Below are 22,559 nucleotides of genomic sequence, written 5' to 3'. Positions count from 1 at the left end.
CGCAAGGGGCAGACCCGATGGCTGGACGTGGCCGGGGCGTGGACGATGGCGGCGCGGACGAGGGCGCGGGTGCAAGCGTCAGCGAACGCTCGTTGTTTGCCGAAATCCCGCATGCCGAGCAAATGCCGGTTTTGTTGCCCGCACCGCGCCCCGGTATCCAACCGTTGCCGCCGGATGGTCCCAAGCCGGCGCCGAGCTCCGGAACGGTTTTCCGCTTCCGCAGAGGGCTCCGCCGCCTTTCATTGCCCAGCTTTCGCCAAAGCATCATCGAGGCCGCTGGCACGGAACTCGACCGCGGCGTCGCCTTCCTGCTGGTGCCGGTTTTTCTGGCGGCCGGTGTGATCTTCTATTTCTCGCTGACGAACGAGCCGGGCTTTGCGCAGCCCATCGCCGTCGTGGTTCTGATGGCATTTTGTGCCGTTGTCTCGCGGTCGTGGCCCAAAACGCATCTGTGCTTCATCGTGGTGATGCTGTGCGGGCTCGGCGTGCTCGCCGCCAAGGTCGAAACCTGGCGCGCCGGAACGCAGATGCTTGGTTCGGAAATCCAGACGCGGCTGACCGGCCGTGTCGTCAGCCTCGATCAGATGGCCAATGGCCGCATCAGACTGACCATCGACGTGATTTCGACCGCCCGGCCGAAGCTGCGCTATGCACCGGAACGTGTCAGGCTTTCGGCACGAAAAATACCCCCTGAGATGACCGCCGGTTCCGTAGTGACCGGCTATGTCCGGCTGTTGTCACCGACCGGCCCGGTGCGGCCGGACAGCTACGATTTCTCCTTCGACAGCTATTTCGCCGGCATCGGTGCCAGCGGCTTTTTCCTCGGCAATCCGAAAATCGTCCCCTCCGAAGGCGCGCCGCCGTTTTCGGCGCGCGTCTCTTCCGCGATCGAAAATGCGCGGGAGAGTATCGCAGACCACATCCGGGTTCAAGTCGGCGGTGCCGAAGGCGAGATTGCCGCGGCACTCATCGTTGGCGTGCGTGCCGGCATCCCGGAAGAGATCAACGAGGCGATGCGGCGCACCGGCATCTACCACATCATCTCCATCTCCGGCCTGCACATGGCGTTGGTCGCCGGCACCATCATGGCGCTGCTGCGCGGCGCCTTCGCTCTGTTTCCGGATTTTTCCTCGCGCCGGTCGGTCAAGAAATACGCAGCGGCGACGGCGCTTGTCTCCATCGCAGCCTATCTCGTCTTTTCCGGCATCGTCGTCGCAGCCGAGCGCAGCTTCATCATGCTGGCGGTCATGCTTGTCGCCGTGCTGTTCGACCGTGCCGCGCTCACCATGCGCAATCTGGCGATCTCGGCCATCGCCGTTATCCTGGTGTCGCCGCACGAGGTGGTCGGCCCGAGCTTCCAGATGTCGTTCGCCGCGACCGCAGCCCTCGTCGGCGCCTATGCCGGCTGGTCAGACTATCGCGCTGGCAAGGCCACCGCGCCGCCACCGCGACGCTCGCCGCTCGGCTTTGTCACACGAAAATTCGTGCAGGGGATGGGCGGTCTGGCAATGACCTCCATCATCGCCGCAAGCGCCACCGCGCTTTTCGCCATCTGGCATTTTCAGCGTGTGTCGCCGCTCAGCCTGTTCGCCAACCTGGCCATCATGCCGATCGTTTCGCTCGTCGTCATGCCGTTCGCCGTTCTCAGTGCCCTGGCGATGCCGTTCGGCGCCGATGGGCCTTTCCTCTATGTGATGGGCAAGGGGCTGACCGCGATGATCGCAATATCGGGGTGGATCTCCGCGCGGTCGCCGGTCGATGCGGTCGGACTGATTTCGCTGCAATCGGTGCTGCTGACGACGATCGCCCTGATCATCGCCACCATGGCGACGACATGGCTTAGGCTTGCGGCACTTCCCTTCGCCATCGCCGGACTGCTGACGATTTCCGAGACACGTACGCCCGACGTGCTGATTTCGGAGGACGCCCATCTGGTGGCGCTGCCGATCGGCGGCGGTGAACTTGCCGTCAACCGGGTTCGTTCGAACGAATTCACCACCGACAACTGGAAACATGCGCTGACGTCGGCAACCATTGTCGAGCCGGAGACGTTCGAAAGAGGAGACGCGCAGTTCGACATCGCCGACCCGGCCGGCTTGCCGCTGGGGTCGCCATTCTATTGCAAGGCCGGACTATGCCTCGCCCGGCATCCATCCGGTGCGATCGTTGCGTATGTCGAAGACCGCAAGGACGCATGGAAAGCCTGTTCTTTCGCGACCCTGATCATCATCAATGACGCTACCGCCTACGACCCTTGCCGCAATCCGCTGGTCCTCATCGTCAACAAGCGGCAGCTTGCCCGTTCGGGCAGCGCCGCCGTCTTCTTCGACCCGCAATCGGCAATCGGCCCGGCAGAGATCGACTTTCGCCGTCGAGAAGCCATATCGGCCCTGGCACGTCCAACGAAAGTTCTCGCGCGAGGCGAGAGGCCTGCCGCCCTACCAAAAGCCCGAGAGATCAGTCGTCCAGCCGGCTCAATAGCGCCGGATCAGCCCGACGAGCTTGCCTTGCACCTTGACCCGGTCCGGACCAAAAATGCGGGTTTCATAGGCCGGGTTGGCGGCCTCAAGGGCAATCGAGGCGCCCTTGCGGCGGAACCGCTTCAATGTCGCTTCCTCATCGTCGACCAGCGCCACGATGATCTCGCCGGGGCTTGCCGTGTCGGCGTTGCGGATAATGACCGTGTCGCCATCGAAAATGCCGGCCTCGATCATCGAATCGCCCTTCACCTCCAGCGCATAGTGCTCGCCGCCCATGATCATGTCCGGCGGCACCGAGATCGAATGCGTTTGGTGCTGGATGGCGTCGATCGGCACGCCGGCTGCAATCCGTCCCATCACCGGGATGGACACTGCGGCAACCACATCGTCGTCATTGCCGGCCGAAGGCATGCGCGACGGCGCCGGCTTGATTTGCCGCCCCAGGCCGCCCTGCCCAAGACTGCCCTGAATGACGCTTGGCGAGAATTTGCGCGCTGCGTTGAGACCGGGCGCAATCGAGTCCGGTAGGCGCAGCACTTCCAGGGCGCGCGCGCGATTGGGTAGCCGACGAATGAAGCCGCGTTCTTCCAGCGCCGTGATCAGCCGATGGATTCCCGACTTGGAGGCTAAGTCGAGCGCTTCCTTCATCTCGTCGAACGAGGGCGGAATGCCGCTTTCCTTCAGCCGCTCATGGATGAACATCAGAAGTTCATGTTGCTTGCGCGTCAGCATGGCGGCCCCCAGGAGATTGAAACCAGAATCAGAAAAACAAACCCAGAACAAACACTATCTGTTCCAGTTGTGTTCCGCAACCGTTTAAAGTTTAATGAATAAGTTAGGGTAGCGGAAACCATCGGGCGCTCGAACAACGCCTCCATCCCCCACCGCCTCTCATTGCAATGGGCCTGATCTCATTGAATTCGTTTATGTTTACGCGATACATGCTATTTGCAGGCGTGGATTGGTACAGTCGGCCAGCCGGCAAAAGAAGCCAATATCCGTCACACCTTGATCAAACTCTCGTCTGATCTCCCGTGAACGAAACGAAGCCAAAACGCCAACGATTGGTTAACCATGTCGGTGTTGGCGCATTCGAGGGGAGAGCCGTACGCGATCTGGAAATTCGCGTCTGTCGCGGGCTTTTCTAAAGGTTGGCTCTCTGGCACACCGGAAACCGTTTTCGACCAACCAAGGAAGACTGAACATGGTGGGAATTCCCGATCTCGCGGCGATCGAGGCGATGGATGCCGCAGATCCCCTGCGCGCCATGCGCGACCGCTTTGTCCTGCCGCAAGGGGTGGTCTATCTCGACGGCAACTCGCTGGGGGCTGCTTCGCATGCCGCTTTCGATGAATTGCGCAAGGCTGCGACCGAAGAATGGGCGCACGATCTCATCCGCGCCTGGAACACGGCCGGCTGGTTCGACATGCCGCTTGAGCTCGGCGACCAACTCGGGCGCCTGATCGGCGCCGCGGCTGGGCTGACAGTGGTCTGCGACACGACGTCGATCAACATCTACAAGGTACTGCACGCCGCCATGGCAATGCGGCCGGGGCGGTCAATCATCGTCGCCGAGGGCGACAGCTTTCCGACCGACCTTTACATGGCCGAAGGTGTGGTCTCGACCCGAGAAGGCACTGTGCTGCGCCTCGCCGGCGTCGACGCGCCTGATATCGAGAAGCTGATCGACGAACGCGTCGCCGTGGTGCTGGTCAACCACGTCAACTACAAGTCGGGCGAATTGCGCGACATGATGGCGCTGACGCGCAGAGCCCATGAGGCCGGCGCGCTGATCGTCTGGGATCTCTGCCATACTGCAGGTGCCATGCCGGTCGAACTGGACAAGGCGAATGCCGATTTCGCCGTCGGCTGTACCTACAAATACCTCAACGGCGGCCCGGGTGCTCCTGCCTTCATCTACGCGGCGGAGCGCCATCTTGCCGATATCACCCAGCCGCTCAGCGGCTGGTGGGGCCATGCACGGCCCTTCGCCTTCGAGCAAGGCTACGCGGCCGGCATCGGCATCCGCCGGTTTCTGTGCGGCACCCAGCCCGTCCTGTCGATGCGCACGCTCAAGGGAGCGCTCGACATCTGGAACGATGTCGACCTGGCGGCAGTGCGAAGCAAGAGCATTGCGCTGGCCGACCTGTTCATCGAACTCGTCGAGACAAAGTGCGGCGCCTTTGGTCTCACGCTGGAAAGCACCCGCGACGGCGCCATGCGCGGCAGCCAGATCTCGTTCATGCACGAGCACGGCTACCAAATCATGCGGGCGCTGATCGAACGTGGCGTGATCGGCGATTTCCGTGCGCCGTCGACCATGCGTTTCGGCTTCACCCCGCTCTATGTCGGCTACACCGATGTGTGGCGGGCTGTCGAAGTGCTCGAAGACATCTTGCGCACCGGCGCCTGGAAGGATGCGCGCTTCGCCGTCAAGGCGGCCGTCACCTGAGATCGTAGGGTTAGGTTTTCGACGCGCGCAGCCGGAAGCGCTGAATCTTGCCGGTTTGCGTCTTCGGCAAGGCGTCGGTGAACTTCACCGATCGCGGGTATTTGTAGGGTGCGATCGTCGCCTTGACGTGGTCCTGCAGGCGTTTGACGGTTTCCTGGTTCGCCACGACGCCTTGCACGAGTACGACATGGGCTTCGACGATCTGGCCACGTTCGACGTCCTCGGCGCCGATCACCGCGCATTCGGCGACGTCGGCATGCGAGAGCAACGCCGCTTCGACCTCCGGCCCGGCAATGTTGTAGCCGGCGCTGACGATCATGTCGTCGGAGCGCGCGGCGAAGTGGAAAAAGCCGTCTTCGTCCTGCACGAAAGTGTCGCCGGTGAGGTTCCAGCCGTCGCGGACATAGTCCTTCTGGCGGTCATCGGCCATGTAGCGGCAGCCGGTCGGACCGCGCACGGCGAGCCTGCCTGTCGTGCCGCGGTGGACCTCGCGCATCTTGTCATCGACGATGCGCGCTTCGTAGCCGCCAACGGCTTTTCCGGTCGAGGCAGGCTTCATGTCACTAAGGCGGTTGGAGATGAAGATGTGCAGCATTTCGGTGGCGCCGATACCGTCGAGGATCGGCTTGCCGGTCTTTCGCGTCCACTCCTCGAAGACAGGCGCCGGCAACGTCTCGCCGGCCGAAACGGCGACACGCAGCGACGACAGGTCGGCCCCTTCATCCATCGCCTTCAGCATCGCCCGATAGGCGGTCGGCGCGGTGAAGGAAATGGTCGCCCTGTAGGCCTCGATCATGTGGACCATGTTGGGCGGCGTCGCCTGCTCAAGCAAGGTCGCCGCGGCGCCGAAGCGCAGCGGGAAGATGGCGAGCCCGCCGAGGCCGAAGGTGAATGCGAGCGGCGGTGAGCCGACAAAGATGTCGTCCGGCGTCACTTCGAGAATTTCGCGCGCATAGGCGTCGGCGATAATCAGCAGGTCGCGATGAAAATGCATCGTCGCCTTGGGCACTCCCGTCGTGCCGGAGGTGAAGCCGAGCAGTGCGACGTCGTCGCGGCCGGTCTTCACCGAGGCAAAAATGACGGGCTTGTCGAGAGCCGCGCGATCGAGTTCGGCGTCATGGTTGGCGGTGCCGTCGAAGCCCACCACCTGTTTGAGAAACAGGCTGTCCTTGGCGCAGGCGGCCATCTCATCCATCAACCTGACGTCACACAGCGCCAGTGTGACCTCCGCCTTGTCGACGATCTTGGCCAGCTCCCCGGCTCGCAGCATGGGCATGGTGTTGACGACGACGGCGCCGGCCTTGGTGGCGGCCAGCCAGCAGGCGACCATGGCTGGATTGTTGGCCGAGCGGATAAGCACCCGGTTGCCCGGCTTGACGCCAAAATTCTCGACCAGCGCATGCGCCAGCCGGTTCGTCCAGTCGGACAGTTCCTTGTAGGTGCGGCGGCGGCCGTTGCCGATCAGCGCCGTATGATCACCCAGGCCCATTTCGACCAGCCTGTCGGTCAGTTCGACACCGGCATTGAGGAAATCGGGATAGGCAAAGCCATCGAGCAGGAAGTCCGGCCATTGATCCTGCGGCGGAAGGTTGTCGCGTGTGAAGGTGTCGGTGTGGGCTGTCGGTCCAAGCATTTCGCGGTTGTGTCCCCACCTGCTTCATGACCATGGCATGCGTTGCCCGGACACCCCCAGCATTACACTTGTCGAAAATTGTTTCAAGCCTAAAGGTTTTCGTTCGGAAGCATTGACGACACCGCGCGCCGTGCCCATTGCTATGGCCGCAAAAGCCATATCGCCAGGGGGAGGGCGCCGGTGCTCGAACATCAAATTGCCGATTGGGACAACGCCTATGCCAACGGCGCCAACATAGCCGGCAGCGATCGCTGGCCGGCAGCGTGGGTGGAGCCTGCGCAAGCTTTTCGCGATGCTCTGTCGGCCAAGGGAAGGGCGCGGCTCGACATCGCCTATGGCGATAACCCGCGCAACCGCCTCGATCTTTTCCTGCCGGCCACAGCGCCCAAGGGGCTCGTGGTGTTTGTCCATGGCGGTTACTGGAAGGCGTTCGACAAGAGTTTCTGGTCGCATCTTGCCGCTGGCCCGATTGGTCACGGCTATGCCGTGGCGATGCCTTCCTACACGCTCTGTCCGCAGATTCGCATCGCCGGCATCGTCAGGGAGGTCGGGACGGCGATCGGCAAGGCGGCGGAGTTGATCGAAGGGCCGCTGATGCTGACCGGACATTCGGCAGGCGGCCATCTCGCCAGCCGGATGGTAGCGGCGACGACGCCACTGACACCCGAAGTGGGCAGGCGCATCCGCCATGTCGTGTCGATCTCGGGTGTGCACGATCTGCGCCCGATCATGCGCACCGGCATGAACGAGACGCTGGCAATCGACGAGGCCGAAGCGCAGGCCGAAAGCCCGGCACTGCTGCGCCCGATGGACAAGGCGCGCGTCACCTGCTGGGTCGGTGGCGGCGAGCGCGCCGAGTTTCTGCGCCAGAGCGTATTGCTGTCCAATATCTGGACGGGTCTCGGCGCTGCGACCAACTCGGTGGTCGAACCCGACCGCCACCATTTCAACATCATCGACGGTCTTGCCGACCCCGACCATGCGCTGACCCGGACCCTGATCGCGGAATAGGAGACAGGTTCAGCGCAGCATCAGCACGCTGCAGGCGGCGCCCGCAGCGGCGGCGGGGGCGAACGGCTCGCGCACGATCAGCCCGTTGGCGTCGGCCAGCATTCTCAGCATCGAGGAATCCTGGATGCCGAACGGTGTCGCCACCAGAGTACCGGCGTCTTCCCTGACCACTGCTCGCACATAGTCCTGCCTGAGATCGTTAGCCGGCATCGCGGCGCCCAGTTGTGCCGCGCGTATATCCTGCCGGTGGCTGCGGCCGCCGAACCGCGCCAGCAGCGGCTTGAGGAACAATTGCGAGCAGACCAGGCTCGCCACCGGATTGCCGGGCAGGCCGATGCACCTGATATCGCCCAGCCGCCCGAACATCAGCGGCTTGCCGGGACGCATGGCGATCTTCCAGAAATCCAGCGTCATGCCTTCGCCGGTCAGCACGTCATGGACGAGGTCGTGGTCGCCGACCGAAGCGCCACCAAGCGTGACGATGACGTCAGCCTCTGCCTCGACCGCCTTTTTCACCAGGACGGCGATCGCTTCCTTGCGGTCAGCGGCGATGCCGAGGTCTAGGGCGCGGGCGCCGACCGACTGTGCGGCGGCGGCGACGCCATAGGCATTGGAAGAAATGATCTGGTCGGGGCCAAGCGCGCTGCCCGGCGGCAGCAATTCGTCGCCGGTGGCGATGATGGCGACCAGCGGCCGCTTGACCACGCTGACCCGTGGATGGTTGGCCGACGCCGCCAGCGACAAGGCCGCCGGATCGAGCAGGCGGCCTTTCTCCAAGAGGACGTCACCTTTGGAAAAATCGAGGCCGAGTCGGCGGATGTTGCGTTCCGCCGCCGTCGGCTCGGTCACCTCGATGCTGCCGTCGCCAATATCCCTGACATTTTCCTGGATGACGATGGTGTCGGCGCCTTCAGGCAACGGCGCGCCGGTAAAGATACGCACGGCCTGCTTCGGACCGACAGTGCCATCGAAGCCGCGTCCGGCGGGCGCCATGCCGATCACCGAAAGTCGTGCCGGCACCGATGCGACATCCGCGGCCCGCGCGGCGTAGCCGTCCATGGCGGAAGCGTTGAACGGCGGCTGGGTGCGCAGCGCAATCACCGGCTCCGCCAGCACGCGGTCGGCGGCGTCCATCAGGGCAACGCTTTCGCTGCCACTGGGCTGCGCGCCTTCCAGCAGGCGCTCGAGCGCCTCCGAGACCGGAACCAGCGCCATTATCGGCCAGCCTTGTAGTCGCCAGACTTGCCGCCGGTCTTTTCGACCAGCCTGATGCCGGAGATCACCATGGCGCGGTCGACCGCCTTGGCCATGTCGTAGATGGTCAGGCAAGCGACCGAGGCGGCGGTCAGTGCTTCCATCTCGACGCCGGTCTTGCCGGTGACACGGGCCAGCGCTGTGACCCTCAGGCCAGGCAGCGCCGCGTCCGGCTCGATGTCGACGGAGACTTTGGTCAACAGCAGCGGGTGGCAGAGCGGTATCAGCTCATGGGTCTTCTTCGCCGCCATGATGCCGGCGATGCGCGCGGTGCCCAGCACGTCGCCCTTCTTGGCGTTGCCCGCGAGGATCATCTTGAGCGTTTCAGGCTGCATCGAGACAAAACCTTCGGCGATCGCCGTGCGCGTCGTCTCCGCCTTGTCGCCGACATCGACCATATTGGCTTCGCCTTGCGCGCCAAGATGGGTGAGGGCGGCTGTCATCGTCAGATCGCCTCGGCAGTCGCCTTGCCCGTCAACAACAGGCGTGTCGCCGCGGCCACATCCTGCTGCCGCATCAGGCTCTCGCCAACGAGGAAGGTGTCGATGCCGGTCTTTTGCATCCTGAGGCAATCGTCATGGGTGAAAATGCCGCTTTCGCTGACCAGCAGATGGCCGCCCGGCACCATCGGCGCCAGCCGCTCCGAGGTTTCAAGGCTGGTTTCGAACGTTTTCAGATCGCGGTTGTTGATGCCGATCAACTGCGACGACAGTTTTATCGCACGCTGCGTCTCGGCCTCGTCATGCACCTCTATGAGCGCATCCATTCCGAGTTCGAACGCCGTCGCTTCGAGCTCACTCGCCATGGCGTCGTCGACGCTGGCCATGATGATCAGGATGGCGTCCGCGCCCCAGGCGCGGGCCTCGTAGACCTGATAGGGGTCGAACAGGAAATCCTTGCGCAGCGCGGGCAGGGACACCGCCTTGCGGGCATTGGTGAGAAATTCCGGCGCGCCCTGGAAGGACGGTGCATCGGTCAGCACCGAAAGACAGGCGGCGCCGCCTTTCTCATAGGCCTGCGCCAGTGTCGGTGGGTCGAAGTCGGCGCGGATCAGGCCCTTGGACGGGCTCGCTTTTTTGATTTCCGCGATCAGGGCGAAGCCGCCCGATCTTTGCTTTGCCTCAAGCGCCGCGAGAAAGCCACGCGGGGCGTCTGCGTCTTTCGCCCGTGCCTTGATCTCGGCAAGTGGCGTACGCAGCTTCGCCGCCGCGATCTCGTCGCGCTTGTAGGCCTCGATCTTGCGCAGGATGTCGGCCATCGCACTATCCGTTCGAAATCTCGACCAGCCTGTCGAGCACTTGCAGCGCCCGGCCACTGTCGATGGCTTGCGCAGCTGCCGCCATGCCGTCGGACAGCGTCGTCACCGTGCCCGCCACCACAAGGCCTGCGCCGGCATTCATCAGCACCGTGTCGCGATAGGCGCCGGCAGCACCGCCCAGCATATCGCGCATCGCCTTGGCATTGTAGGCAGCGTCGCCGCCGCGCAACTCGTCCTTGGTGTGGCGCTTCAGCCCGACCGCTTCAGGAGTGAGCGCAAAGCTGCGGATCTCGCCCCCTACCAGCTCGGCCACTTGGGTCTCGCCGGTGGTGGTGATCTCGTCATAGCCGTCGCCATGGACGACCCAGGCGTGGTCGGTGCCGAGCGCCTTCAATGTCTCGGCCACCGGCATGATCCATTCCGGCAGAAACACGCCGACCATCTGCCTGCTGACACTGGCCGGGTTGGAAAGCGGCCCAAGCAGGTTGAAGATGGTGCGGGTACCAAGCTCGACCCGGGTCGGGCCGACATGCTTCATCGCCGGATGATGTGCTGGCGCGAACATGAAGCCGACGCCGGCCTCATGGATGCAGCGGCCGATCGTCTCCGGCGAAATGTCGATCTTGACGCCGAGCGCGACCAGGACATCGGCGGCGCCGGTCAGCGACGACAGTCCACGATTGCCATGCTTGGCCACCGGGACGCCGCTGCCGGCAATGACGAAGGCGGATGCCGTCGAGATGTTGACCGAGTGCGAATTGTCGCCGCCGGTGCCGACGATATCGATGGCGCCGACCGGTGCATCGACGCGCAGCATCTTGGCGCGCATGGTGGCGACGGCACCGGAAATCTCCGCGACCGTCTCGCCGCGCACGCGCAACGCCATCAGAAAACCGCCGATCTGGCCAGGTGTCGCATCGCCCGACATGATGATGTCGAAGGCTTCGCGCGCTTCCTCGAAGGAAAGAGCGGTGCCGGCGGCGACCTTGGCGATATGGGTCTTCAGCGCGCTCATCTGGCCAAGGCTTGGGCAACGGCGGTCTGGTCGATGCGAACGTCGTACTGCGTCTGCAACTGCGCCACCAACTGGTCTAGCAGATCGTCGGACATGCCGGAGGTGAAGGATTTCTGCGCATCGTCCGGCACCGAGCTGGCATCGGCGCCGGCAGGTTCGAACACTTCGGCGACTTTGAACAGGATTTGTCCGTCGCCGGTGGGCGAAGGGATCAATCCGGTGCCGCCTTCGCCGACGCCAAACATCGCGGCAGCGCCCTCCTTGCCGAAATCGACGTCGTCCGCCTCGCGCTTGACGCCGCGCTTGGTCTGCTTCTCGAGCTTGAGCTCGGCGGCGATCACGTCGAGCGTGGTACCCGCCTTGAGGCGCTTTTCGAGCTCACCAGCCTTTGCGGTCAGCCGCTTGGCCGTCTCGGTCGCCGTCCAGTCAGCCACCACCTTCTGGCGAACCTCATCCAGCGTGCGGTCGCGCGCCGGCGTGATCGACGTCAGCTCGTAGAACACAAAACCGTTGTCGGCCGTGGTCAGGGCCTCATTCTCGGTATTGGGCTCGGCGGCGAACACCGCCTTGATGAGGTCGGGTGACGCCGGCAGGTCCTTGATAATTGTCCCGTCGGGCTTCTGACCGGTACGATCGATCGCGTCGATGGTCACGTCCTTCAGCTTCAGCTTGGCCGCCGCCTCGACAAGCGAACTGCCCGAGGCGCGGGTGTCTTCGTAATTGTCATGCACATCCATCAGGATGCGGCTTGCCTCGCCCAGCGCCAGATCCTTGCGGATCTGCTCGGACACCTCGGCCAGCGGCTTCACCACTTCGGGTTTGATCTCGGTGACGCGCAGCAGCACCGGACCAAACGCGCCCTGAACGACCGGGCTGACTTCGTTGACGGCAAGAACGAAGGCCGCGTCGGCGACCGCCTTGTCGGCGATCTTGTCCTTGGCCAGCGTGCCGAGCAGCGTGTCGGCCTGCGTCTTGCCCTCGGCGGTGACGATCTTGTCGAAGGTGGCACCGGTCTTGAGCGAATCGAGGGCTGCCTTCGCCGCATCGGGCGTCTTGAAGACGAGCTGTTCGATGGTGCGCAGCTCGGGCGTGGTGTAGCGCCCCTTGTTCTTGTTGTAGTCGTCGCTGACCTGGCTGTCGGTCACGGCGCTCAGATCCATGATGTCTTGCGGCTCGAGCCTGACATAGGAGAACTTGCGGTATTCGGGCGCCGCATAGGTCTTCTTGTTGGCTTCGAAATAGGCCGAGAGCACGCTGTCGGACGGCGCCTCGATCGGCTCGACCAGCGTTTTCGGCAAGGTCAGGTAGTCGATGGTGCGGTCCTCGCCGCGGTAAAGGGCGACGGCTTTGAAGAAGGTGTCCGGAGCTTTGAGACCATCCGAAACCGCCTCGACGATCTGCTGGCGCACCGCCACCTGGGCGCGGTTCTTCAAATAGTCCTCCGGACGCATGCCGACCTGCTGCAGCATGTACTCGAAGGTCCTCCGGTCGAACGTCCCACTGGGGCCCTTGAAGGCCGGATCTTCGCGCGTGAGTTCGGCCAGCCGGTCCTTGGACAGGCCGAGCCCGAGTTTGCGTGCCTGCTCGTCGAGGACGGCGCCCGATACGAGTTGCCCCAGCACCTGGTTGTCGATGCCGAGCGCCGTCGCCTGTTCGCGCGAGATGCGCTGGCCGAACTGCTGTGACATCACGCTGATCTGGCGATCGTAGGCGAGACGATATTCGGTGATCGAAACCGTGGTGCCGCCAACGGTGATCACCGAATGATGGCCGGCCAGACCCACCATCCGGGTGGTGGCGCCCCAGGCCAAAAAGCTCAACACCAGCAAAATCAGTAGCGCCTTCGCGACCCAGGTCCCCGCCGCGCTTCTCAACATACCAAGCATGCATACTTCCGATTTTTGCGCATTTTCGCATGCGCCGAGTTTGAAACAAGCGCAATAGCGCCCTTCCGGCCCACTGTCGATTGCTTTGTGGCCTGATTTTGATAGTGAGCTACGCCATAACCTTTCCGCCGGAGAAACAGCATCATGACGCCTGGAATTCGCCCGCTTGTCGCCGGCAACTGGAAAATGAACGGCACCAGCGCCTCGCTCAACGAGCTCAGGATGATCGGCAACGGCTTCATGAGTGGACTCGACGCGGAGACCGAAGCGCTGGTCTGCGTTCCCGCGACCTTGCTTGCGCACGCGGCCGAAATTCTGTCGCGCACCCCAGTCCGGGCCGGTGGCGAGGATTGCCACGTCAAGGAAAGCGGCGCCTACACCGGCTGCATTTCGGCCGAGATGCTGAAGGACGCTGGCGCCACCCACGTCATTGTCGGCCATTCCGAATGCCGTGAGCAAAGCAATGAGGACGATGCGACGGTTCAGGCCAAGGCGTCCGCCGCATGGCGGGCCGGGCTTATCGCTATCATCTGTATCGGCGAGACCAGAGCCGAGCGCGAAGCCGGTGCCGCGCTCGACGTGCTGTCGCGCCAGGTTGCCGGTTCCGTGCCGCCAAGCGCCTCGGCCGCCAACACCATCATTGCCTATGAGCCGGTGTGGGCGATCGGCACAGGCTTGACGCCGACCGCCGCCGACGTCGCCGAAGCGCATGCGCATATCCGCGAAAGGCTGTCCGAAAGCCACGGCGCCGCGGCGGCCAAGATGCGCATCCTCTATGGCGGCTCGGTCAAGCCGTCCAACGCGGTCGAACTGCTCGGCGTGAAGAATGTCGATGGCGCGCTGGTCGGCGGCGCCAGCCTGAAGGCGGCTGACTTTCTCGGTATTGCCGAAGCCTACCAAAACATCGGGTAGAACCGGAGCCTGTTGCGGACTTCAGGAAGGGTGGGCTGCGGCGGAAATCGTTGCAAAGGGCGCATTGCTTCCCATATTCCGGCCACGGGCTTGGAAATGCCATCAAAGCATTGTATTGAGCCGCCTCCAAATCACCGGCCGTAATCGCGGCCGCGCAGGGCCTTGCCAGGATAATCTATGGAAACCGTACTGATCGTCATTCACCTCATGGTCGTCCTCGCCCTTGTCGGCGTGGTGCTGCTGCAGCGCTCGGAAGGCGGCGGTCTCGGCATCGGCGGCGGTTCCGGTTTCATGACTGCGCGCGGTGCCGCCAACGCACTGACGCGGGCGACGGCGATCCTGGCGGCGGCTTTCTTTGCCACTTCGCTGACTTTGTCCATCGTAGCCCGTTATGGCGAAAAGCCGATCGACATCCTCGACCGTGTGCCCGCAACCTCGGACGGCGCAGGCAAGGGTGTGCTCAACCAGTTGCCGGGTACCACGGCGCCGACGCCTCCTTCGGGCAACACGGCACCGACGCCGCCTTCCGGCAACGATGCTCCGGCGACGGCTCCCGCCACGCCGCCTGCAACCGATTCGGCCACGCCACCGGCGGCGAATGGCGTCACCTTGCCGGTCACGCCGCAGGTCCCGAACCAGTAGTCTGGCATCCGATGCCGCGATCTGTGGTTGTTTGATCACAGTCGCGGCAAATGCCGCATTATCACGAAGATTCGACCGCGCACCACGCTTGAGGCCGCTCCGGCACTTCGATTATAGATTGCGCGCGGCACTTTCGACGTCCTTGGGGGGCGCCGGGCGACGCCGCAGGCAACAAGCATTGAACGATCGGATCTTCGCCATGCAGCTTCGCAGCTTCATTTTTATGGGGTTTTGTGCCGTACTCGGCATGAGTTCCGCAGCCGTCGCCGGCACCCCGGCAATGGCTTCACCGCAATCGGTTGGGAAAACCGATGTCATCAACGTCGCCGCCAAAAGCGATGCGGCGCAGCTGAAGCTCCTCAAGAAGAAGAAAAATCCGACGTCGGACGACCTCGCTCAGATCAGCAAGATCGAGGCCAAGATCGTAGCCGACAAGCAAGCCGCCCGCGCCAAGGCGCTCGAGGCCCGCAAGCTGGCGCTGCGCGAAGCAGCCAAAGCCAAGGCCGACGCCCAACGGCAGGCCTTCCTCGCCTCGAAGGGCAAGCCTGCGGCGACCGAAGTGGCCGACGCCAAGCCAGCCAAAAAGACCAAGATCATCGAGCCGATTGAGCCGCTGGTGCCGATCCAGTCGGCCGAATCGATCCCGGCCGAGGCCATGAATGTCGCGCTGACCGGCAACAATGGCGAACTGCGCAGCGAGCCGATCGGGCAAAAGCCGCGGAACGTCGGTCTTTTCGCCGGTCTGTTCGGCGGTACGTCCTCTTCCTCGATTTCCTTGCTTCCCGAGACGCGAGCGCTCGATGCCGTGCTCGCCAAGAGGGAGGCCAAGAAGCAGTTCAAGGTAAAGCCTGAGTTCGTGCCGCAGGAAGTGGAGTTCACGGGCTACAGTGCCGGCACCATCGTCATAGATACCAGTGCCCGCCGCCTCTACCTCGTCGAATCCTCTTTCACTGCCCGCCGCTATGCCATTGCGGTTGGCCGTGAGGGCCTGCAGTTCAAGGGCACGGTTGCCGTCGGCGACAAGCAGGAATGGCCGCGCTGGATCCCGACGCTCGACATGCAGAAGCGCGAGCCGAAGCATTACGGCCAATACAAGGACGGCATGCCCGGCGGCGGTCAAAATCCGCTCGGCGCGCGCGCCATCTATCTCTATGACGGCAAGAAGGACACCCACCTGCGTATCCACGGCACCATCGCGCCGCAGTCGATCGGAACCAGCGCCTCCAATGGCTGCTTCCGCATGATCAACGAGCACGTCATGGACCTCTACAGCCGGGTGAGAGTGGGCACCAAGGTCGTCATCATCTGACGCCTCGAACTGGATTGCCGAAAGGGCCGGCTCAGCCGGCCCTTTTGTTTTGCCTCGCACACGATCAAAGCGCCTTCTTGGGAAAAAGCCTTCGCGGTGGTTTTTTCTCTGGCGGAATCAATTCGGCCGCGTTAAGCGATGACTCCCATGGCGCGATATGTATTCATCACAGGCGGCGTGGTTTCCTCACTTGGAAAAGGCATCGCTGCAGCGGCCCTTGGGGCTCTCTTGCAGGCGCGAGGTTATCGCGCGCGCATCAAAAAGCTCGATCCCTATCTCAATGTCGATCCCGGCACGATGTCGCCCTATCAGCACGGCGAAGTCTTCGTCACCGACGATGGCGCCGAGACCGATCTCGATCTCGGCCACTACGAACGCTTCACCGGTCGTTCGGCCAACCAGCAGGACAACATCACCACCGGCCGCATCTACAAGAACATCATCGAGCGCGAGCGGCGCGGCGATTATCTCGGCGCCACCGTCCAGGTCATTCCGCACGTCACCGACGAGATCAAGAATTTCGTCCTCAACGGCAATGACGACTACGACTTCGTGCTGTGCGAGATCGGCGGCACGGTCGGCGACATCGAGGCGATGCCGTTCCTGGAGGCGATCCGCCAGCTCGGCAACGATCTGCCGCGCAACAACGCCGTCTATGTGCATCTGACACTGATGCCGTACATTCCGACAGCCGGCGAACTGAAGACCAAACCCACCCAGCATTCGGTCAAGGAACTGCGCGGCATCGGCATAGCGCCCGACATCCTGCTTGTTCGCGCCGACCGCCCCATTCCGAAGGAAGAGCGCCGCAAACTGTCGCTGTTCTGCAACGTCAGGGAAAGCGCGGTCATCCAGGCGCTCGACGTGCCTCACATCTACGACGTGCCGATGGCCTATCACAATGAAGGGCTGGATTCCGAAGTGCTGGCCGCCTTCGGCATCGAGCCGGCGCCGAAGCCGCGCATGGAGCCCTGGCAAGCGGTGTCCAAGCGTATCCACAATCCGGAAGGCGAGGTGACCATTGCCGTCGTCGGCAAATACACCGGCCTCAAGGACGCCTACAAATCGCTGATCGAGGCCTTGTCGCATGGCGGCATGGCCAACCGCGTCAAGGTCAAGCTCGACTGGATCGAGAGCGAGATCTTCGAGAAGGAAGACCCGACGCCGTGGCTGGAAAAGGTCCATGGCATCCTGGTCCCCGGCGGCTTTGGCGAGCGTGGCTCGGAAGGCAAGATCCTAGCGGCAAAGTTCGCGCGCGAGCGAAAAGTGCCATACTTCGGCATCTGCTTCGGCATGCAGATGGCCTGCATCGAGGCGGCGCGTTCGCTGGCCGGCGTCGAGCATGCCTCATCGACCGAATTCGGCCCGACCAAGGAACCGGTCGTCGGCCTGATGACCGAATGGCTGAAAGGCAACATGCTGGAGAAGCGCAGGGAAACCGGTGATCTCGGCGGCACGATGCGGCTCGGCGCCTATCAGGCTGACCTCGCCAAAGGCTCGAAGATCGCCGAGATCTACGGCGACACGCAGATTTCCGAACGCCATCGCCACCGCTACGAAGTCAATGTCGACTACAAGGAGCGGCTGGAGGATTGCGGCCTGGTCTTTGCCGGCATGTCGCCCGACGGCGTGCTGCCGGAAACGGTCGAATATCCTGACCACCCCTGGTTCATCGGCGTGCAATATCATCCGGAACTGAAAAGCCGGCCGCTTGAGCCGCATCCGCTGTTTGCCAGTTTCATCGAGGCAGCGGTGGAGCAGTCGCGGCTGGTCTAGCGCCTGCCGCTTCATCCCCATGCAGACCTATGTCGCGCTTCTCTACAGCATCATTCTGGGCGAGGGGCGCCGGCTGGTCATGGCCGACCTCAAGGCGATGGCCGAAGGCCTCGGGCTGAAGAACCCACGCACCTTGGTGGCGACCGGCAATCTGGTCTTCGAAGCGCGGGCGGGCGACATCGCCAAGCTGGAACAGCGGCTGGAAGCAGCCTTCGAAAAGAGCTTCGGCCGCCATGTCGACATCATCGTGCGTCGCGCCGATGACTGGCTGAAGCTTGCCGCCGGCAATCCGTTTCCAGCCGAATCGGCTGCAGCCGGCGATCAGGTGGCAGTGCGGGTCATGCGCAAGCCCGTTGCGGCCGAGGCCGTCACGGCGCTGCAGGCCTGTGTCGGCAAAGACGAAAAAATGCAGGCGGTCGGCGGCGACATCTGGGTCTTCTTTTCGCGCGAGACCCCAACGTCGCGCTTGCTGACGGCCACAAGCCACAAACGTCTCGGCGTCGGCACCTCGCGCAACTGGAACACGGTGCGCCGGTTGGCCGAGATGGTCGGCGGATAGAACCATGATCTCGAAAAGAGGAGTCCGGTTTTCGGAGAAGATCATGGTCAAACAAGCATCGGGGCGGCCTTGCGCCGCCCCGAGTGCGGATCAGGCCTTTGCCGTCCTGACGCCGGCGCCCAATGCCATCGTGCGCAGCACGAAGTAGATCGCCCCGGCGATCGCCACGCCGAAGAACCAGCCATAGACGCCCCACCAGGACGGCAGCCAGTTGGTGAAGTTGGGCAGGATCGAGGAGAAGATCGCGCCGATGCCCGCCGCGATGAAGGCGTTGACGTGCCAGCCGCCCTGGAAGCGGAACTCGCCGTCTTCTCTGTAGAGCGCCTCGACGTCGACCTCACCCTTCCGGATCAGATAATAGTCGACCATCATCACCCCGAAGATCGGCCCCATCGTCGCGCCGATGATGTTGACGAAGGAGGCAGCACTGCCTTCCCATGGTGCGAAGGGATAGAGCAGCAGGGCGATCACGGCCGCGATATAGCCGCCCTTCTTGAAGTCGATCTGCCTGGGAAAGACGTTGGAGAAGTCGAAGGCCGGCGAGACGAAGTTTGCCACCACATTGATGCCGAGCGTCGCTACCGCAAACGTCAGGGCCGCGAGCGCTGCCAGGAACCAGCTGTCGAACTTGGCCGAGATCTGGTCGGGATGCAGCAGCACTTCGCCATAGACGTCGAAGGCGGCGATGGTGGTGACGCCGGCGACCAGCGAGAACAGGATGAGGTTGATCGGCAGGCCCCAGATGTTGCCCTTGCGCAGCGATGCCTTGTCGGGCGCATAGCGCGCGAAATCGCAGAAATTGAGATAGAGCGCCGAGAAATAGGTCACCCAGATCGCGGCAACCGCAAAGAGCGAGGTCCATGAGCCAGGCGTTCCGGGCACGCCCGCATCTTTGGTCTTGTCCAGCAGCACGTCCATCGGGATGTCGCTGGTGAAGGCAAATCTCCCGGATTTGACACAGAGATAGATCGCCAGAATCAGCATCATCACCCACACTGCGGGGCCGGCCCAGTCCTGGAAGCGGCGCACCGTTTCCATGCCATTCTGAATGATCAGCAGTTGCAGCCCCCAGATGACCACAAAGCAGATCACTTCAAGGCCGGTATGGCCAAGGAAATGCGTGTTGGCGTTGAAGTCGGCGAACCATTGCGTGCGGATCAGCAGCGCCACGATCGCGCCCGAGGCCGCCGCCGTCTGCGCGCCGTACCAGAAGCAGGCGACGATGGCGCGCACCAGGGCTGGAATGTTAGCGCCCCAGATGCCGAAGGAGGCGCGGGCAAGCACGGGGTAGGGCACCCCGGTTTTCACGCCGGCATAGCCGACCATGTTCATCAGCACATAGATGATCAGCGAGCCGATGCCGATGGCGATGATGAAGTTGACGAAGCCGCCGCAGAACAGGAACAGACTTGCCGCGAGATAGTAGCCCCACAGGCTATGAACGTCCGACGTCCAGACGTTGAAGATCGAGAACGGCCCCCAGTTGCGGACCTTCGCCGGAGCGAGGTCCTCGTTGTAAAGGTCGGGCGATGCGCCTTGTATTGTCATTGCAGGTGTCCCCTTTTGCAAAACGCGCCCTCACGCGTTAATCGCTGAGGCTAAGCCTGACGCGGGGGAACCGGCAAGCAACCTATTTGCCGGCTTTGACCTTAAAGATATTCAATGAGAATCGCGCTTATCGATCAGGTTTTGTGGGTGATCGACTGATTCCAACCATCGAGGTGATTCGATATTGTCGATCCATCGAAGGCGATCAGGATACCGGCGATTTTTCGAAATTGGCCTCAAGCCAGCCTATTGCACCGGTCACGTCGTCGAGCACGTATTTTGCCGCGGTAGGCCCGCGCGGCTTCACCCGGATAGAGATGCCACCCGCTTCGTTTATCGCCTCGAAACCGTTTTCATCCGCGGTGTCGTCGCCGAGGAAGACCGGCCGCCGGCTGGCAAATGATGGGATTGCCATGAAACGCCGCACGGCGGCGCCCTTGGCCGCCTCCAGCGGCATGAGTTCAACGCCGGCGTTTCCCGGGATCACCCGATAGCCCTTGGGAAGCTGGGCCAATGCCTGTTCGACAAGATGAGTCGCGCGGGCAAGCAGATGCGGCGCCGCACGGGTATGGATGGCAAGAATAGATCCCTTGCGCTCGATATAGACCTGGGCATCGTTCAGTTCGGCTTCGATCGCATCGGCGAGGGCGGCGATATCCGCCGGAGCATCGGCAACTTCGACCGGGCCGTCGGGCGTCAGCCGGTGTTCCAGTCCGTAAAGTCCGGCGACCCGCAGCTTCAACGGATGAAACAGCCTGTCTGCGGCTTCGACCGAGCGGCCGGTGATGAAGGCGACGGCGCCATCGAGTCTGTGTTCGATCGTGCCGAGGAGCGTGCGCAATTCGTCGCTGACGGACACCGCGTCAGGGTGAGCGGCATGTTCCAGCAATGTGCCGTCGATGTCGAGGAAAAGCGCCCAATGCCCTGCCGGCAGGTCCGGCGCCAATAGCGGTTGAAGGCTGGTCATGACGCCACCTTCCGCTTGCGCTCGAAGATGGAGATGATGTTGTCGGTGTTTGAGGGCCGATCGCCGGCGCCCGTGGCCCGGTCGAGATCGCCGCGCTTGCGCAGGCGCGCCGCGTCCAGCAGCATGCTGCCGGCCCAGCGGTAGACATTGTTGTCGCGCACCATTTCGCGCATCGGCCGCATGCGCTCGCTTTGCTCGTCGGGCGACATGGTCAGTGCCTGCAACAGCACATCGCTCATCATCGCCGCGTCGTAGGGATTGACGATCAGCGCCTCCAGAAGTTCGCGCGAGGCACCGGCAAACGTGCTGAGCATCAGCACCCCCTGTTCGTCGTCGCGCGCGGCAACGAATTCCTTGGCCACCAGGTTCATGCCGTCATGCAGGCTGGTGACCATGCATATGTCGGCGGCTCGATAGATTTCGTAGACCTGTTCCTGCGAGTGATGTTCGGCCACCATGATGACCGGTTTGTAGCCCTCGCTGCCATAGCGCTGGTTGAGCTCTTCGGCATAGCGGTGGCATTCGTCGTGGAGCTGCTGGTAGGCCGGGAGCGTCCCTCGGCTGGGTGCCGCGATCTGCAGGAAAACTACTCTCCCGACCAGCTCCGGATGTCGCGTGAACAATTCCTCCAGCGCTTGGAAACGATCGAGAATGCCCTTGGTGTAGTCAAGACGCTCGACGCCGATGCAAAGTTTGACATCTGCGGTCAGCCCGAACCTGTCGCGGACACTGGCACGGCATTCCTCGACGCTGGGCAGTTTTGCAAGAAGTTCGGCCGGCCATTCTATCGAGATGGGATAGGCATGGACCAATGTTGTCAGTCCGCCATAGGAGATTGCTGCGTCGGCCCGTTCGATACGGCTTTCGAGGAAGCGATCGACGCTTTCGGTGAAATTATTGGCATGGAACTGGGTATGGAAGCCGATGATGGAGCTGCCGAGCAAGCCTTCCAGGATCCGCTCTCGCCATGGGCAGATGCTGTACACTTCCGAATTGGGCCATGGAATGTGCCAGAAGGTGATGACAATCGCCTCGGGCAGGCGCTCGCGAATCATGCGCGGCAGCAAGGCGAAGTGGTAGTCCTGGACCAGCACGATCGGCCGCTCGTTGCGCGCTTCGGCAACCACCGTGTCAGCGAACTTCCGGTTCACGGCCTCATAAGCCTCCCAGTCCGAGGCGCGGAAAATCGGCCGGGTGAAGGCGATATGGCAAAGCGGCCACAGGCCCTCATTGGCGAAACCGAGATAGTAGCCCTGATGCTCTTCCTCCGTCAGCCAGACCCTGCGCAGCGTGTAGGACGGATTTCCGGGCGGCACCTGCACCCGGTCGTCCTTGTCGACCGTCAGACGGTCTGCCGTTCCGCCGCCATAGGCGATCCAGGTGCCGGCGCAGGCGCGGGTGATCGGCTCGAGCGCCGAGACCAGCCCGCTGGCCGGCACCAGCAATTCGATGCCACCTTCATCCTTGGTGTTGTGGATGTAGGGCTCGCGGTTTGACACCACTATCACTTGCGCCTCCGGCAGGTCGTCGGCCAGAATCTTGCGCAAGGTTTCGGGCGACCACGTCACCAGCGCCGCATCGGCCGATTGGCTGTTCTTTTCAAACTCCCGCATTACCTTGCGCGCGGCTTCCGCAGCCACGTCCTCGCCAGCAGTGTGAACAACCGCCGGAGCGTGGCTGCGCTGCCGGGATATTGAGAACAACACTGCAAGAGCGGAAAGGCCGAGGCTTGCGAGGATAAAAAGCCAAATCAGGTCTACACCATCTGTCATTGGAAATGCCAACTCACCTCCGGCCGTCCGGCAGCCGTTTTCTTCTTGTTTTCAAAATTCGCAGCCACCCGCTGGTGGCAGGTCA

The 22,559-nt window shown here is 62.9% G+C and carries 17 protein-coding genes and 1 pseudogene; 8 read left to right on the top strand and 10 right to left on the bottom strand.

What is annotated here, in order from left to right; all coding sequences use genetic code 11:
- Nucleotides 1-17 precede the first annotated feature (17 nt).
- Nucleotides 18-2,481, top strand: a pseudogene (locus tag LHFGNBLO_RS23855) (ComEC/Rec2 family competence protein).
- Here LHFGNBLO_RS23855 and lexA read toward each other — a convergent pair.
- A complete protein-coding gene (gene lexA, locus LHFGNBLO_RS23850) occupies nucleotides 2,475-3,212 on the bottom strand; it encodes a transcriptional repressor LexA (protein WP_258601763.1) in 738 nt (245 codons plus the stop codon). The pseudogene LHFGNBLO_RS23855 and the gene lexA overlap by 7 nt on opposite strands.
- A 472-nt stretch (nucleotides 3,213-3,684) precedes the next feature.
- Here lexA and kynU point away from each other — a divergent pair, with 472 nt between their 5' ends.
- On the top strand, nucleotides 3,685-4,932 hold the full coding sequence (gene kynU, locus LHFGNBLO_RS23845; RefSeq protein WP_258601762.1) for a kynureninase: 1,248 nt from the start codon (nucleotides 3,685-3,687) through the stop codon (nucleotides 4,930-4,932).
- A gap of 10 nt (nucleotides 4,933-4,942) precedes the next feature.
- Here kynU and LHFGNBLO_RS23840 read toward each other — a convergent pair whose 3' ends face one another.
- Nucleotides 4,943-6,565: an AMP-binding protein gene (locus LHFGNBLO_RS23840; protein WP_258601761.1), complete on the bottom strand. Its 1,623-nt coding sequence runs from the start codon at nucleotides 6,563-6,565 to the stop codon at nucleotides 4,943-4,945.
- A gap of 180 nt (nucleotides 6,566-6,745) precedes the next feature.
- On the opposite strand from LHFGNBLO_RS23840, the gene LHFGNBLO_RS23835 reads away from it, so the two are divergent.
- On the top strand, nucleotides 6,746-7,576 hold the full coding sequence (locus LHFGNBLO_RS23835) for an alpha/beta hydrolase (protein WP_258601760.1): 831 nt from the start codon (nucleotides 6,746-6,748) through the stop codon (nucleotides 7,574-7,576).
- 9 nt (nucleotides 7,577-7,585) lie between these two features.
- Here the strand turns inward: LHFGNBLO_RS23835 and glp are convergent, their stop codons facing one another.
- The 5 genes from glp to LHFGNBLO_RS23810 are packed head-to-tail and all read right to left on the bottom strand — an operon-like array spanning nucleotide 7,586 to nucleotide 12,989.
- On the bottom strand, nucleotides 7,586-8,791 hold the full coding sequence (gene glp, locus LHFGNBLO_RS23830) for a gephyrin-like molybdotransferase Glp (protein ID WP_258601759.1): 1,206 nt from the start codon (nucleotides 8,789-8,791) through the stop codon (nucleotides 7,586-7,588).
- Nucleotides 8,791-9,273 carry a cyclic pyranopterin monophosphate synthase MoaC gene (gene moaC, locus LHFGNBLO_RS23825; RefSeq protein WP_258601758.1) on the bottom strand — a complete coding sequence of 161 codons (483 nt, stop codon included), beginning with the start codon at nucleotides 9,271-9,273 and terminating at the stop codon, nucleotides 8,791-8,793. Before moaC ends, glp begins: the two co-directional genes overlap by 1 nt.
- Before the next feature lie 2 nt (nucleotides 9,274-9,275).
- Nucleotides 9,276-10,088: an indole-3-glycerol phosphate synthase TrpC gene (gene trpC, locus LHFGNBLO_RS23820; RefSeq protein ID WP_258601757.1), complete on the bottom strand. Its 813-nt coding sequence runs from the start codon at nucleotides 10,086-10,088 to the stop codon at nucleotides 9,276-9,278.
- 4 nt (nucleotides 10,089-10,092) lie between these two features.
- Nucleotides 10,093-11,103 (bottom strand): anthranilate phosphoribosyltransferase, encoded by a 1,011-nt coding sequence (trpD, locus tag LHFGNBLO_RS23815; protein ID WP_258601756.1) that lies wholly within the window; start codon nucleotides 11,101-11,103, stop codon nucleotides 10,093-10,095.
- Entirely contained in the window at nucleotides 11,100-12,989 is a 1,890-nt protein-coding gene (locus tag LHFGNBLO_RS23810; protein ID WP_258601755.1) for a peptidyl-prolyl cis-trans isomerase, read from the bottom strand. The genes trpD and LHFGNBLO_RS23810 overlap by 4 nt, the downstream gene beginning before the upstream one ends.
- Before the next feature lie 144 nt (nucleotides 12,990-13,133).
- Between LHFGNBLO_RS23810 and tpiA the strand changes: the two genes are divergently transcribed.
- The 5 genes from tpiA to LHFGNBLO_RS23785 all read left to right on the top strand — a co-directional run bounded on the left by tpiA (nucleotide 13,134) and on the right by LHFGNBLO_RS23785 (nucleotide 18,187).
- Entirely contained in the window at nucleotides 13,134-13,901 is a 768-nt protein-coding gene (gene tpiA, locus LHFGNBLO_RS23805; RefSeq protein ID WP_258601754.1) for a triose-phosphate isomerase, read from the top strand.
- 177 nt (nucleotides 13,902-14,078) lie between these two features.
- Nucleotides 14,079-14,543: a preprotein translocase subunit SecG gene (gene secG, locus LHFGNBLO_RS23800; RefSeq protein ID WP_258601753.1), complete on the top strand. Its 465-nt coding sequence runs from the start codon at nucleotides 14,079-14,081 to the stop codon at nucleotides 14,541-14,543.
- A gap of 199 nt (nucleotides 14,544-14,742) precedes the next feature.
- Nucleotides 14,743-15,852, top strand: coding sequence for a L,D-transpeptidase family protein (locus LHFGNBLO_RS23795; protein WP_258609867.1), 1,110 nt, complete (start codon nucleotides 14,743-14,745; stop codon nucleotides 15,850-15,852).
- Nucleotides 15,853-15,999: 147 nt separating this feature from the next.
- The gene (locus LHFGNBLO_RS23790) at nucleotides 16,000-17,628 is read left to right on the top strand and encodes a CTP synthase (RefSeq protein ID WP_258601752.1); all 1,629 of its coding nucleotides are present in this window, start codon (nucleotides 16,000-16,002) and stop codon (nucleotides 17,626-17,628) included.
- Nucleotides 17,629-17,647: 19 nt separating this feature from the next.
- A complete protein-coding gene (locus LHFGNBLO_RS23785; protein ID WP_258601751.1) occupies nucleotides 17,648-18,187 on the top strand; it encodes a DUF1697 domain-containing protein in 540 nt (179 codons plus the stop codon).
- 90 nt (nucleotides 18,188-18,277) lie between these two features.
- Here the strand turns inward: LHFGNBLO_RS23785 and LHFGNBLO_RS23780 are convergent, their stop codons facing one another.
- From LHFGNBLO_RS23780 to LHFGNBLO_RS23770, 3 genes are all read right to left on the bottom strand, one after another.
- Nucleotides 18,278-19,735, bottom strand: a complete 1,458-nt coding sequence (locus LHFGNBLO_RS23780) for an NCS1 family nucleobase:cation symporter-1 (RefSeq protein ID WP_258601750.1) — start codon at nucleotides 19,733-19,735, stop codon at nucleotides 18,278-18,280.
- A gap of 205 nt (nucleotides 19,736-19,940) precedes the next feature.
- Nucleotides 19,941-20,702, bottom strand: a complete 762-nt coding sequence (otsB, locus tag LHFGNBLO_RS23775; RefSeq protein ID WP_258601749.1) for a trehalose-phosphatase — start codon at nucleotides 20,700-20,702, stop codon at nucleotides 19,941-19,943.
- On the bottom strand, nucleotides 20,699-22,474 hold the full coding sequence (locus LHFGNBLO_RS23770; RefSeq protein ID WP_258601748.1) for an alpha,alpha-trehalose-phosphate synthase (UDP-forming): 1,776 nt from the start codon (nucleotides 22,472-22,474) through the stop codon (nucleotides 20,699-20,701). The genes otsB and LHFGNBLO_RS23770 overlap by 4 nt, the downstream gene beginning before the upstream one ends.
- Between the last annotated feature and the right edge of the window lie 85 nt (nucleotides 22,475-22,559).

Source organism: Mesorhizobium sp. AR10 (assembly GCF_024746795.1).
Classification (GTDB): domain Bacteria; phylum Pseudomonadota; class Alphaproteobacteria; order Rhizobiales; family Rhizobiaceae; genus Mesorhizobium.
Note: the sequence above shows the minus strand (reverse complement) of the source record. Positions and strands in the feature narration are given on the sequence as shown.

Coding starts and splice junctions, on each gene's coding strand:
- LHFGNBLO_RS23785 (WP_258601751.1), top strand. CDS start 17,648: ATGCAGACCTATGTCGCGCTTCTCTACAGCATCATTCTGGGCGAGGGG.
- trpC (WP_258601757.1), bottom strand. CDS start 10,088: ATGGCCGACATCCTGCGCAAGATCGAGGCCTACAAGCGCGACGAGATC.
- trpD (WP_258601756.1), bottom strand. CDS start 11,103: ATGAGCGCGCTGAAGACCCATATCGCCAAGGTCGCCGCCGGCACCGCT.
- LHFGNBLO_RS23840 (WP_258601761.1), bottom strand. CDS start 6,565: ATGCTTGGACCGACAGCCCACACCGACACCTTCACACGCGACAACCTT.
- secG (WP_258601753.1), top strand. CDS start 14,079: ATGGAAACCGTACTGATCGTCATTCACCTCATGGTCGTCCTCGCCCTT.
- LHFGNBLO_RS23770 (WP_258601748.1), bottom strand. CDS start 22,474: ATGACAGATGGTGTAGACCTGATTTGGCTTTTTATCCTCGCAAGCCTC.
- LHFGNBLO_RS23780 (WP_258601750.1), bottom strand. CDS start 19,735: ATGACAATACAAGGCGCATCGCCCGACCTTTACAACGAGGACCTCGCT.
- moaC (WP_258601758.1), bottom strand. CDS start 9,273: ATGACAGCCGCCCTCACCCATCTTGGCGCGCAAGGCGAAGCCAATATG.
- otsB (WP_258601749.1), bottom strand. CDS start 20,702: ATGACCAGCCTTCAACCGCTATTGGCGCCGGACCTGCCGGCAGGGCAT.
- LHFGNBLO_RS23810 (WP_258601755.1), bottom strand. CDS start 12,989: ATGCTTGGTATGTTGAGAAGCGCGGCGGGGACCTGGGTCGCGAAGGCG.
- tpiA (WP_258601754.1), top strand. CDS start 13,134: ATGACGCCTGGAATTCGCCCGCTTGTCGCCGGCAACTGGAAAATGAAC.
- LHFGNBLO_RS23790 (WP_258601752.1), top strand. CDS start 16,000: ATGGCGCGATATGTATTCATCACAGGCGGCGTGGTTTCCTCACTTGGA.
- lexA (WP_258601763.1), bottom strand. CDS start 3,212: ATGCTGACGCGCAAGCAACATGAACTTCTGATGTTCATCCATGAGCGG.
- kynU (WP_258601762.1), top strand. CDS start 3,685: ATGGTGGGAATTCCCGATCTCGCGGCGATCGAGGCGATGGATGCCGCA.
- glp (WP_258601759.1), bottom strand. CDS start 8,791: ATGGCGCTGGTTCCGGTCTCGGAGGCGCTCGAGCGCCTGCTGGAAGGC.
- LHFGNBLO_RS23795 (WP_258609867.1), top strand. CDS start 14,743: ATGCAGCTTCGCAGCTTCATTTTTATGGGGTTTTGTGCCGTACTCGGC.